The 12,794-nt window shown below is 73.0% G+C and carries 7 protein-coding genes; 1 reads left to right on the top strand and 6 read right to left on the bottom strand.

The features are described from left to right. Positions 1-3: 3 nt before the first annotated feature. From OSB71_RS03555 to OSB71_RS03545, 3 genes are all read right to left on the bottom strand, one after another. Positions 4-1,977, bottom strand: coding sequence for a protein kinase family protein (locus OSB71_RS03555; protein WP_265944045.1), 1,974 nt, complete (start codon positions 1,975-1,977; stop codon positions 4-6). 145 nt (positions 1,978-2,122) lie between these two features. Continuing rightward, positions 2,123-4,687 carry a murein biosynthesis integral membrane protein MurJ gene (murJ, locus tag OSB71_RS03550; RefSeq protein WP_265944044.1) on the bottom strand — a complete coding sequence of 855 codons (2,565 nt, stop codon included), beginning with the start codon at positions 4,685-4,687 and terminating at the stop codon, positions 2,123-2,125. A 50-nt stretch (positions 4,688-4,737) separates the two neighbouring features. Further along, a complete protein-coding gene (locus tag OSB71_RS03545; protein ID WP_265944043.1) occupies positions 4,738-7,374 on the bottom strand; it encodes a DUF6049 family protein in 2,637 nt (878 codons plus the stop codon). 227 nt (positions 7,375-7,601) lie between these two features. Between OSB71_RS03545 and OSB71_RS03540 the strand changes: the two genes are divergently transcribed. After that, on the top strand, positions 7,602-9,092 hold the full coding sequence (locus OSB71_RS03540; protein WP_265944042.1) for a CCA tRNA nucleotidyltransferase: 1,491 nt from the start codon (positions 7,602-7,604) through the stop codon (positions 9,090-9,092). A gap of 88 nt (positions 9,093-9,180) precedes the next feature. On the opposite strand, the gene OSB71_RS03535 is transcribed toward OSB71_RS03540, so the two are convergent. The 3 genes from OSB71_RS03535 to OSB71_RS03525 form a co-directional block, all read right to left on the bottom strand. After that, positions 9,181-9,603, bottom strand: a complete 423-nt coding sequence (locus OSB71_RS03535) for an LppU/SCO3897 family protein (RefSeq protein ID WP_265944040.1) — start codon at positions 9,601-9,603, stop codon at positions 9,181-9,183. Between the two features lie 214 nt (positions 9,604-9,817). Further along, entirely contained in the window at positions 9,818-11,113 is a 1,296-nt protein-coding gene (locus tag OSB71_RS03530) for an MFS transporter (protein WP_265944038.1), read from the bottom strand. Positions 11,114-11,219: 106 nt separating this feature from the next. Beyond that, entirely contained in the window at positions 11,220-12,683 is a 1,464-nt protein-coding gene (locus tag OSB71_RS03525) for a glycosyltransferase family 87 protein (protein ID WP_265944036.1), read from the bottom strand. Positions 12,684-12,794 lie beyond the last annotated feature (111 nt).

The raw sequence follows: 12,794 nt of genomic DNA, 5'->3' as shown, positions 1-12,794 counted from the left end.
GGATCAGCCGGTGATGCCGATCTCCGTGATGCGGCCACGGTATTCGTCGTCCTCGGTGAGCGGTAGTTGCGTGAGCCACACCAAGACGTACTGGGTACGGATCGGCTGCTCCGCGCTGAGCGTCACATCAGTGCCCGTGGCGCTCTCGACCTTGCTGAAGTCACCCAGCGAGGTGGGCTCGGAAGAAGCGTCGGCGGGCGCGGCGAGGAAGTCCACCGACGTCTCACCGAGGAAGCGCACTTTCATCGTGCTGATCTGCTTGACGCTGCCGAGGTCCAGGATCAGGCCGACGCCCGGCTTGAGGTTCCCGAACGCCGCGCTGCGGTAGTAGAGGGTCTGCCAGTGCGTCTCGGGGTCGCCGTCGAAGGCCAGGGCCGCCTTCTCCGCGCTCTCGCGCCCGGTGCCCTCCGGGTCGAGGATGCGGGCCGAGGCGATGTTCACCGGGCGCCCGGTGGTCCCCTCGCCCTGGCCGGACGGCTGCTGGCCGCCCGCCTCCTGCGGGTCCGACTCCTGCGGGGCCGCCTTGGCACCGGCGTCACCCTTCAGCAGCGCGTCCGCGACCTGCCAGCTACCGAGCCCCAGCGCTGCGATGAGGAGGGCGGACACGCCCCACTTCAGGAGCTTGCCGGTGCGGCCGGGGAGCGTGGGCGGCGCATCGGCGACGGGCACCGGTCCGACGACGCGTACGCCCGGCACGGGGACCGGGTCCGGAGCGAGGACGCCCTGCTGGTAGGTGGTGCGCTCATACGGTGTGGGCTGGAGGAAGGCGGGCTCCTCCGGGCGGATGCGCGGGAGCTCGGCGACGGCGGCGGCGAGCTCCTCCGGCGTGGTGCACGGCGGGTTCTCGCTGGAGGCCGTGGCGCCGTCGTTGACCAGGGCCCGCATCGCCAGCTCGGACAGGCCCCGGTGTACGCCCGCGCGCACCTGGTCGGGCGGGATGAGCGTGCCGCCGGAGAGCTGCGTGACGCCGGTGAGCCCGTACGCGCCCTCCTCGTAGGGCCAGCGCTGCGTGAGGGCGGCGTACAGGAGCGCGCCGATCGCCTCGGTGTCGGTGCGCTGCGGGGCGTCGGACTCGATCCCGCGCAGCGCGGCGTTGACCGCGAGGCCGCGTACCCGGTACTGACCCGTGCCGGTCCGCAGCACGGCGCCGGGGGTGAGGCGCAGGTGGGCCAGGCCCTCCCGGTGCGCCACCGCCATGGCCTGCGCGAGCTGGCTGACCAGCTCGTAGCACTCATGGGCCGGCAGGGGCCCGGCGGCGAGCAGGGCGGTCAACGGGGTGGCGTCGGGCAGCCACTCGTGCACGACGTAGACGAGCCGGCCGTCCTCGACCGCGTCGAGGACCTGCACGAAGCGCGGGTCACCGAGCAGCGCGGCGGAGCGGGCGGCGGCCAGGACGGAGCGCACCTGGCCGTGGTGGGCGGGCAGCAGGTGCACGCCCACCGCCCGGCGCAGCTTCTCGTCGACGGCGCGCCAACTGCTGAAGCCGTCCAGCCGGGTGACGCACTCCTCCAGCCGGTACCGACGGGCCAGCTTGTCGCCGCTGTGCGGCTCCGGGACCTCGGGGGCGGGAGCGGACGGCCGGGCGGCGGACCGGGGCCGGGAGGTGGCCGTCTCGTCGTCGGCGGCCGCGGCGGTGCGCTCGGCCTCGGAGGTGTCGGGGGCCTCGGGGGCGTCAGGGGTGTCGGGGGTCTCGGAGGCCCCGGCCGGCCCGGCGGAGGGGGCCGCGGAGTCGGAGTCCTCGCCCGTTCCGGCGGCGGGCGCCGGCTTCCCGGGGGACGCGGGATCGGTGGCCGGGACCGCGGCGGCGTCCTCGCCGGTATCGTCCACGGCCTCGTCGACGGTGTTCTGAGTGCTGTCCTCGCGCCTCGCACCGTCGGCCGCGGCCCCGTCGGACGCGGTCGGCTGCGGGGTGTCCTCACCGTCGCCGTCACCGTCCGAGTACGCCACGTCGACGGCGGCCGTGCTCCGATCTGCCACCGTCGCTCCTGCCTCCCCATCCATCGCGTCCGTGAGCAGGCCCGGTGAGCCCGGCTCCCGGGGCCGGGCTCACCGGACCGGCCCCAGACAATTGTGCCCGCAGACTGCCGTCGTGCACGACACGCGGTGGCAGTCGGGGGTCGTCTCAGCGCCCGAGCTTGGCGCGCACCATGCCGATCATGGCCGTGAGCTCCTGGATGCGCATGCGCTTGGCCGCCACCAGGAACACCACGCCCATGACCAGCGAGCCGGCCACCAGGGCCGCCAGGCCGCCGGTGAACCCGTTGCCCAGGTACTGGATGACGCCGTACGCGGTACCCCCGGCCAGCAGGGCGGCCGGGATGCTGGCGATGCACAGGCGCGCGTAGGCCCGGGCGATGCGACTGCCGTCCAGGTCGCCGTCGAGCGTGCGGCGCAGCCGGCGCCAGGCCACGACGACGCCGAGCACGTAGGCCAGGCCGTAGGTGGCGGCCATGCCCGCCACGGCGTAGCGGCTCGGCAGCAGCAGGTAGCACAGCACCGCGCCCGCCGCGTTGCCGATGGCGACGATCACCGTGTTGTAGAAGGGCGTGCGGGTGTCCTCGTAGGCGTAGAAGGCGCGCAGGACGACGTACTGCACCGAGAACGGGATCAGGCCGAGCCCGAAGGCCATGAGGATCAGCCCCATGGAGGTGGCCGCGTCGGTCCCGGCGGAGGCGTAGAGCATCAGGCACATCGGGACGCCGAGCGCGAGGAAGGCGAACGCGATCGGCACGATGGCCACCGCCGAGGTGCGCAACCCGTGCGAGAGGTCGTCGCGGACGGCGCTCACGTCGCCGTCGCGCGCGGAGCGGGACAGCCGGGGCAGCAGCGCGGCCATGACCGAGACGGTGATGATGGCCTGCGGCATCTGCCAGATGAGCAGTGCGTTCTGGTAGCCCAGGATGCCCGCGCCCTCGTTGTCCTGCGCGGCCGCCGCGTACCCGGCCGCCGTGGCGAGCTGGGTGACGACGACGAGGCCGGCCTGGTTGGCGAGCACGAAGAAGAACGTCCACTTGGCGAGCCGGATGGCCTTGCCGAGCCCCTGGCCCTTCCAGTCGAACCGCGGGCGGAAGCGGAAGCCCGCGGCCTTGAGGAACGGCAGCATGGCCAGCGCCTGCACCACCAGGCCGAGCAGGGTGCCCATGCCCAGCAGCCTGACCCCCTCGTCGGAGATCGTGGTGACGGCCATGTCGGAGCTGCTGAAGGTGCCGTAGACCCAGATGAACGAGCCGAACGCGAAGATGATGACGAGGTTGTTCAGGACCGGGGTCCACATCATCGCGCCGAACCGGCCGCGCGCGTTGAGGATCTGCCCCATCACCACGTGCACGCCCATGAAGAAGATCGTGGGCAGGCAGTAGCGGGCGAAGGTGACGGCGACGCTGTTGGCGTCCGGGTTGTCCGCGATCGTCGGGGACAGCATGCGCACCAGGAGCGGCGCCGCCAGGACGGTCACGGCGACCAGCCCGGCGAGCACGACCATCACGAGGGTGAGGAGGCGGTTGGCATAGGCCTCGCCGCCGTCCTCGTCGTCCTTCATCGCCCGCACGAGCTGGGGCACGAAGACGGAGTTGAGGCCGCCGCCGATGGACAGCATGTAGACCATCGTCGGCAGGGTGTAGGCCACCGTGTAGCTGTCACCGAGCGTCACGGCGCCCAGGGCGGCGGTGATGACCAGCGTGCGCAGGAAACCGGTGAGTCGGGAGACCAGGGTGCCGGCCGCCATGATCGCGCTGGACTTCAGCAGCCCGCCACCGCGCCCGGACGGCTTGTCCGGTGCCGCTGGCGCCTCCTGCGGCGGTGCGGATGCCTCGGTGGGCTGGGTGCCGGGGGGCGGCGGGGGCAGCGGCGCCTCGCCCGCGTAGGGGACCTGCTGTCCCGGCCCCGCGGGCGGGTGCGAACCGCCCGATGAGTGCTCCGGCTGGTTCGCCGGCGGGTGCGTCGGTTCCTGACGCCGCGCCGCGTGCTGGTGCGCCGCCGGCTGCTGTCGCTGGGGCTGCTGGGGCTGCTGCGACTGCTGGGCCCGGGACTGCGGGGGTCGGTGCGCGTGCGGGGGCGTGGCCGCCTGTGCCGGGGCTCCGTGCGGGGGCGCCCCGTACGCGGGCTGCGGCTGGGCGGAGGCGGCGTGCGGGTGCTGAGGCTGGGGCTGCGGCTGCGGCTGCGGCTGGGGCTGGGCCGGAACCTGCTGGTCGCGGAAGAGGTGCGCGAAGGCGTCCTCGGGTTCCTGCCGGGGGACGGTGCCGTGCCGCTCGTCGTCGTCCGGCGCCCGGGTGATGAGCTCGTCCACGCCGGTGTACTGCACCCGGGCGGGCTCGTCCCCGTAGGGCAGGCGGCGCGAGGGGCCGTCGGGCTCCGGAGCGGGCGGCGACGCCCAGCGGCGCGGGTCGGGGGCGTGCCGCCGGGCCGGCGGCTGCTGGTACAGCGTCTCCGGCCCGGGTGGCGGGGGCGGGGGCGGGTGCTCGGCCTGGTCGTACAGGACCTCGTGCACCGGGTCCTGGGCGGTGACGTCCCGACGCCGGTAGGGGTCGCCCGCGTACGCGTCGTGGGTGTACGTGTCCTGCGTGTACGCGTCCTGGTGGTACGCGTCCCGGGCGTGGGGGGCCTGGGGGCGGCCCTCCGGGCCGGGCGCACGCTGGGCCGGGCCATCCGGCGCGGGCGCGCCGCGCTCGGGGTCGTACGGCTCGTTCACTGGGTACCCCACCTCATCGTCCGCGGCCGGCGGTCGGCCCGACACCTCGCTCAACGGTCCACTTTCTCACCCGGTCCCGGGCTCTCCCTGCTTTCGGGCCGGGTGTCACGGGCGTCGCCGCCCTCCGCGGGGGCCGCCCGTCCGCCCGGTGTGGCCTCCGGGCCGTCGGCCGCGCCGTCCGCGCCGTCCGCCTGGGGGCCGTCGGCACGGGTGCTGCCCGCGCCGGGGCCGCTCTCGTCCGCGGTGGCGTGCCGGCTCCCGGTGCCGTCGCCTGTGCGCGGCTGCTTGCCGCGGTCCCCGTCGGCCTGGCCGGCCTGGTCGGCCTCTCCGGCCCGACCGGTCTCGTCGGCGGCACTGCACTCACCCGCCTCACCGGCTGCGTCCGCCTCCCGGGCTGCTCCGGCGTCCCGCTCGTCCGCGGTCCCCTCCGCTTCCGGCGCCTCCCCCGCCCCGGGCGCGTCCGGCGCGGCGAGGGGGGCCTCGGGGTCGGGCTGCGGGCCGCGCCGCTTGCGCTGGGTGTACATGCGCACCCCGGCCAGCACGACCAGCAGGACGCCGCCCGCGATGACCAGGAGCACGGTGGAAGTGATCTCGGTGACGTCCACCTGGAACGTCATCGGCTCACCGTAGGGCTTGTCGTCCTCGGTGTAGAGCTGCGCGGTCAGGTAGGTGCGGCCATTGGCCTTCGCCGTCGTGTCGAAGGTGATCGACTGGCTGTGGCCGCCCTCGACCACCACGCGCTTGGTGTCGTCGTCGATGTCCAGGCCGATGCGGCGCCCGGAGGTCAGCCGCAGCTCCAGTCCGTCGACCTGCTGCACCAGGTCGTTCTTGACCGTCACGGGGATCGTGGCGCTGCGTCCGGAGAGCGTCATCGGAGACTTGTCGACGAGCCGAACCTCGTCGGTGAGGCTCACCAGGTACTGCTGCACGGCCGCCCGGTAGGCGGCGGCCTCCACCGTCCGCCCGCGCCACGAGGTGGACATCTCGCGCCGGATCGCGTTGCCGAACGGCGTCACGACGCGGTCCTCCTGGCTGAGGATGACGGCGAAGTCCTTGAGCGTCGTCTGTGTCGAGCGCATCGCCTCGAAGGCGGCGGTGGGCAGCTCCTGGGACCGCAACGTGTCCGGGTAGGCGTCGGCGCCGGGCACCTGGCGGTTCGCCCGGGGGTCGGGCTCGGCCTTCGCCGTCTCCGACAGCGGGCTCAGCTCGGCCCAGCCGCCGCCCTCGGTGAGCACCGTGAGCGCTTCGGCCATGGCCCGCGCCTGGCTGGTGGTCGGCATGCGCTGCGGGGCGAGCAGCACGTGGCGCTGCTCGGTCGGGTTCTGCTCCGTGATGGACAGGGTGTGGGCCAGGAACTGCCGCACGGCGCGGGTGGCGGTGTCGGCCCGCGTCATGTCCCCGGTGAAGAGCGTGGACAGCGTGGCGTCGGCGGAGACGGCGGTGATGCCGCCGCCGATGGGGCGGGCGGCGTTGGGCGTGTAGGTGAGTCCGCGGGTCTCGCGGAGGCTGTCGCTGCGGGTGATGACGTGCCGGGCTCCGGCGGAGGTGGCGACGGAGACGACGGCCGGGTCGATGGCGCCCTCGACCGGCCAGGCGTAGTCCGTGCTCGGGGTGGTGTGGAGGATGGACTTGACGGTGTAGGCGGACACCTCGGTGGCGGGCTGGAGGTGGCCGAGCGCCCCCGACACGTCCCGGCCCTGGTGGGCGAGCGAGGCGACGTCCGGGTCGGCGAAGGGCAGCGCGACGACTTCCTCGTCCTCGACGGCGTCCTGCAGGTCGTGCAGCCACTGGTTGGCGACCTGCTGCCCGGTGCCGGCGACCGGCCCGTCCGGTGTCTCCACCTGGTACGGCTGCGTCATGGCGTGTACCGAGGCCAGCAGGTCCGGGTCGACGAGCCAGGTGACCGGGAGCTCGGCCCCGGCGGCCACGAGCTGGTGGAGCCGGCCGCCGGGTGAGATCTCGTCGACCAGGTCCTCGTTGCGGAAGACGGGCGTCTGCTGCTCGTCGGAGTCCGTGCGGGCCGTCAGGTGCGGTGAGGAGATCAGTGGCCACAAGGCGGTGATCTTGGTGCGGGTCTCCGCCGGAGACTTCTGCCAGGGCACCGGGGTCCGCTCGATGCCGAGAATCTGCTCGGAGGACGTGCCCGCCGGCCGGCCGGCGAGCGTGACGCCGAGTTGGTAGACGCCGCTGTCCCCCAGGCGCAGGTCCGCCACCGGCACGTCCAGCGTGAAGGAGCGGGTGGCGCCGGGAGCGAGGTCGGCCAGGGGTGTCGTGGCGTCGTCGCCGGTGACCGGAACACCGTCGGAGCCCGCGGCGTACGGCTGGTCGGCGGTGACGCCGTTGATGGCGCTGCGGGTGGTCAGCCGTGGCCCGGTGCGCAGCCCGACCTCGGCGTCGGTGATGGCGGAGCCGGACCGGTTGGTGACGGTGCCGCTGACCGTGAGCGTGTCGTCCTCGCCCGGCGCCAGCGGGCCCACCCCGGTCAGGGCGATCTCGGCGGAGCGGGAGCCGGTGGGTTCGGCGCCGGGCGCCGACTCGGGGGCCGTGCCGTGGGCCGCGGTCGCGGTGCCGACGGGCAGGGCTGCGGCGAGCAGGGGGGACAGCACCAGGGCGACGGCCGCGCGATGGCGCCACCGTCTGGGCACCGGGCCGCCACGAGTCCCCTGGTCGTTCGCCACTTCGGCCACGCGCTGTCCGTCCTGTCTTCCGCCGCCGGTGGGTGGTCTGCGCACTCCGATGCTAACGAGCTTCGCAGGCCACGGGTGCCGCGGTCGGGGTCGCACACACACCGTGCACACACCGGCGCCCGGGGCCGCCCCGCCCGGCACCGGCGCCATCGCCGTCAGCTCCGGGCAGGGCCGCGCGCGGGAAGGGGTGAGCGGCGCCGGGCGGGGGACACGTACGCTGTGCTGTTGTGCCGAATCCCAAGACTGACAGCCCTGCCCAGCCGCCGACGCCCGAGCTCAGCACGGTGCAGCGTCGTGCGGTGAGTGAGCTGCTGCGGGTCTCGCCCGTAGCCGACGACCTGGCCCGTCGCTTCCAGGAGGCCGGTTTCTCCCTGGCCCTGGTCGGCGGTTCGGTGCGGGATGCGCTGCTCGGCCGCCTCGGGAACGACCTGGACTTCACGACGGACGCGCGGCCGCAGGACGTGCTGAGAATCGTGCGCCCGTGGGCGGACGCGGTCTGGGACGTGGGGATCGCCTTCGGCACGGTCGGCTGCCTGAAGTCCGCGGCCGCGGCCGAGGGCGGTCAGGAGTACCAGATCGAGGTCACGACCTACCGTTCCGAGATCTACGACCGCACCTCCCGCAAGCCGGAGGTCTCCTACGGCGACTCGATCGAGGAAGACCTCGTGCGGCGCGACTTCGCGGTCAACGCCATGGCCGTGGCCCTGCCGCAGAAGGAGTTCATCGACCCGCACGGAGGGCTGGAGGACCTGGCGCGCCAGGTGCTGCGCACCCCGGGAGCGCCCCAGGACAGCTTCTCCGACGATCCCCTGCGGATGCTGCGCGCGGCCCGGTTCGCCGCGCAGCTCGGCTTCACCGTCGACGCGGGCGTCCTCGCGGCGATGCGCGACATGGCCGACCGCATCGACATCGTCTCCGCCGAGCGGGTCCGCGACGAACTGAACAAGCTGGTGCTCTCCGAGCACCCGCGACGGGGGCTGGAGATCCTGGTGGAGACGGGGCTCGCCGAGCACTTCCTGCCGGAGCTCCCGGCGCTGCGGTTGGAGCGGGACGAACACCACCGGCACAAGGACGTCTACGAGCACTCGCTCACCGTGCTGGAACAGGCGATCGCCCTGGAGGACACGGGCCCGGACCTGACGTTGCGGCTGGCCGCGCTGCTGCACGACATCGGCAAGCCCCGGACACGTCGGTTCGAGAAGGACGGGCGGGTCTCGTTCCACCACCACGAGGTGGTGGGCGCGAAGATGACCCGCAAGCGGATGACGGCGCTGAAGTACTCCAAGGAGATGGTCAAGGACGTCTCCCGGCTCGTCGAGCTGCACCTGCGCTTCCACGGGTACGGCACCGGGGAGTGGACCGACGCGGCCGTGCGGCGCTACGTGCGCGATGCCGGACCGTTGCTCGACCGCCTGCACAAGTTGACCCGCTCCGACTGCACCACGCGCAACAAGCGCAAGGCGAACGCCTTGTCCCGCGCGTACGACGGGCTGGAGGAGCGGATCGCGCGGCTGCAGGAGCAGGAGGAGCTCGATGCGATCCGGCCGGACCTCAACGGCAACGAGATCATGGAGATCCTCGGGCTCCGGCCCGGCCCCGAGATCGGTGAGGCCTACCGCTTCCTTCTCGATCAGCGGCTGGAGAACGGCCCCCTGGGGCGGGAGGCGGCGGTGGCCCGGCTGAAGGAGTGGTGGGCCACCCGGGCCGAACAGCCGTAAACGACGGTGGAGGGGGCGCGGGGCGGGTGTGTTTCACGTGAAACACACCCGCCCCGCGCCACACTCTCACCGAGGTGAGGGTCCGGAGTCAGTTGTCGCCGAGGCAGAGCACCAGGGAGTTCGCGGAGCCCTTGCTCTCCTGGAGGGAGAGGATCGTGGTCGCCCCCTCCACGTCACTGCAGGAAAACCCGGTCGCCACCGTGTCCTCCTTCTTGTCGAGGACCTTGAACTTGGCCTCCGGGTCGCCGCAGTCCAGCTTCTCGACGTCCGGTGAGGACTCCGAGCCGGTGTTCCGCAGGCAGTCGCCGACCTCCAGCTTGGTGGTGTCGTCACCGCCGAGGAGGAGGTTGTAGCCGAGGGTGCCCAGGGCGATCACGGGAACCACGATGCCGGCGATCTTCTTCAGCGGGCTCTTCTTCGGCTGCGGGGGAACCGGCTGGGCGTGGGGGTGTGGCGGTGTCGCCGGTGGCTGCTGCCCCTCGGGCGTGCCTGGCTGCTGCGGAGTCGTCATGTGGGTTCCCCCTGAAGTGCGGATACGGCCTTCGCTTGCCTGAAGGGCCGAGTGACCTGTGTAAGTTATCGATAAGGAACGACACTGCTGTGACAGGGGTGGCGCACTTCTCCGCGCCAGAGCACTCTCCGCGCCAGGGAACCGCGGTGCCGGTGCGCGCGGGGGCGCCGCGGTACCGGCGGAAGGGCACACGCGGCGGTGCGCCCGGCGTCGCCTACGCGTCGGCCTCCACGCGCCGTCGGAGCCGGAAGACTCCGAGGGACGTGGCCACGTACAGCGCCGAGGCGACGAGCACGAGGGCGACGGAACGCCCATCGGGCGGCAGCATCAGGGCGGCCACTCCCGCGGCACCCACGAAGGCAACGTTGTAGAGCATGTCGTAGAGCGCGAAGACGCGGCCCCGGAAGCGGTCGTCGACCGCGGACTGCACGACCGTGTCCGTGGAGATCTTCGCTCCCTGGGACGCCAGCCCCACCAGGAACGCCGCGGCCAGCATGGGGGTCGGCCGGAACGACAGGCCCAGGGGCAGCACCAGTACGCCGGCGGCAGCAGCACACCAGGCCATCCAGCCCAGCCGTCCCAGCCGCCGCGCGCACCAGGGGGTGAGCACCGCCGCCAGGAAGAAACCGGCTCCCGAGACGCCGACGGCAACCCCCAGCAGGGCCATGCCCTCGTCGATGTCCTCACTCCACGCGTACCGGCACAACATCAACACCATGACGAACAGTGCGCCGTAGCAGAAGCGCAGCAGACCCATCGCGAGGAGCGCGGAGCCGGCGACGCGGCGTTCCTCCAGGTGCCGCAGGCCCGCGAGGAGGCCCCGGGCCGTGCTGATCACGGCTGCCAGCAGCCGCGGCTGCACCTGGGAGGCGTCCGGGCCCAGGGCGTCCCGTCGCAGGCGCAGGGCCGACAGGCCGGCCGCGAGGTACAGGGCCGCCGCCCAGGTCACGACCCAGGCGTCCGCGGAGGCACCGTCAGGCACCACCAGGCGCAGGCCGAGCGCGGTCGCCCCGCCGAGGGTGGCCGCCAGCGTGCCTGCCGTCGGGGAGACCGAGTTGCCCATGACCAGCCGCTCACCGTCCACCACGCGCGGCAGTGCGGCGGAGAGCCCGGCGAGGATGAACCGGTTGACGGCGGTGACCGACAGGGCGGAGAGGTAGAACAGCCACGTCGGCGCGGTCGCCAGCAGCAGGGCAGCGGTGCCGAGGGCCATCGTGGCGCGCAGGAGATTGCCGTAGAGCAGCACCTGACGGCGGCGCCACCGGTCCAGCAGGACGCCGGCGAAGGGGCCGAGCAGTGAGTACGGCAGGAGCAGCACCGCCATGGCGGCGGCGATGGCGCCGGCCGAGGCCTCGCTTTCGGGGGAGAAGACCACATAGGCCGCGAGCGCGACCTGGTACACGCCGTCGGCCAGTTGCGAGAGCAGGCGCACGGCGAGCAGCCTGCGGAAGCCGGCGAAACGCAGCAGGACGCGGCCGTCGTGAGTCAGGCTCCCCTGGGTCCCGGCCATGCTCCCGGCCTCTCCCTTTCCTTCGGCCCGCTCCGTTTCACGTGAAACATGCACGGCTTCACCATGCAGCGGGGAAGCGTTGTCTCCCACCGGGAAGCGACGCCTCTCACCGAGAAGTGGTGCCCCAGCGTACGGCGTGCCGGGTCTCTCCCGCGGGCGGCTCGGAGGGAGCGGCCGGTGGGCGTCCGAGGACGAGGCGGTCCGGGGCACCGTCGAGCACCCCGCCGGAAGGATCGTCCGAACCGTCGCGGCGCACCGGATCGCGCTCCGGGTACAGGGCGTCGCGGACCACGACGGCACAGAGGTAGAGCGTGCCGAGCAGGTGCACCGCGATCGCCACCTGGTAGCCCTCGGTGGGCAGGCCCTGCTGCTCGTCACCCGTGGTGTAGGCGAGGTAGAGCCAGATACCGAAGAAGTAGACGACCTCGCAGGCCTGCCAGATGAGGACGTCACGCCAGCGGGGCCGCGCCAGTGCGGCGAGGGGGATCAGCCACAGCACGTACTGCGGCGAGTAGACCTTGTTGGTCAGGATGAACAGGGCGACCATCAAGAAGGCCACCTGCGCGAAGCGCGGGCGGCGCGGAGCGCAGAGCACCAGGGCGCCGATGGCGGTGCAGCCCAGCAGGACCAGCAGGATGGCGAAGAGGTTGGCTTCCACCTGGCCGTCGGTGCGCTGCGAGATGATCAGCCAGAACGAGCCGAAGTCGACCCCGCGCTCCTGCGAGAAGGTGTAAAACTTCGACCACCCGTCGAAGGCGAAGAGCATGACCGGCAGGTTCACCGCCAGCCAGGCGCCCACCGCACCGGCCACCGCGGTCAGGTAGGCGCGCCAGCGCCCTGCCCGCAGGCACAGCACGAACAGGGGCATGAGCAGCAGCACCGGGTACAGCTTGGCGGCCGTGGCAAGCCCCAGCAGCACGCCGAACGCCACCGGGCGGCCGCGCGACCACGCCAGGACGGCGGCGGCGGTGAGGGCTACCGCGAGCAGGTCCCAGTTGATGGTGGCGGTCAGCGCGAACGCCGGGGCGAGCGCGACCAACAGCGCGTCCCAGGGCCGGTGGCGGTGCGTGCGCGCCACGCACACCACCATGATCGCGGCGCAGGCCATCAGCATGCCGGCGTTGACCAGCCAGTACGCCTGCTGCTCGGCCACCGTCTCCGCGAACCCGGGCGTGAGCCACGCGGCGACCTGCATGAACAGGCCGGTGAGCACGGGGTACTCCAGGAACTCCATACCACCGGACACCTCGGAGATCCGGTCGAAGTACGGCGTCAGACCCGCGGCGAACCCTCGCCCGGTGTAGAGGTGCGGGATGTCGGAGTAGCAGGCGTGGGTGTACTGGGCGCCGGCGCCGAAGAACCAGCCGCCGTCGTAGCAGGGCAGCTTCTGCACCATGCCGAGCGCGAAGAGCCCGAGCGCGCAGAGGACGACGATCCGCACCGGGGTCATGGGGTGCCCGCCCACGAGCGCGCGCCGCCCCACCGGCCCGCCGATCAGCTCGCTTCCGGCCGCGGCGACCTCGTCCTCCTCGGTAGGCCGCACCACCCGCTCACCCCGCACGCTCCTCATGACCCTCATCCTGCCCTACCCGGAACGCCGAGCCGGTTCGGCGCTCACTCCCCGGGGCCGCGTGCCCGGGCCGTGCCCGGGCCGTGCCCGGGCCGTGCCCGGGCCGTGCTC

The sequence above is a fragment of the Streptomyces marinisediminis genome, from assembly GCF_026262575.1.
GTDB classification, from domain to species: Bacteria; Actinomycetota; Actinomycetes; order Streptomycetales; family Streptomycetaceae; genus Streptomyces; species Streptomyces marinisediminis.
Note: the sequence above shows the minus strand (reverse complement) of the source record. Positions and strands in the feature narration are given on the sequence as shown.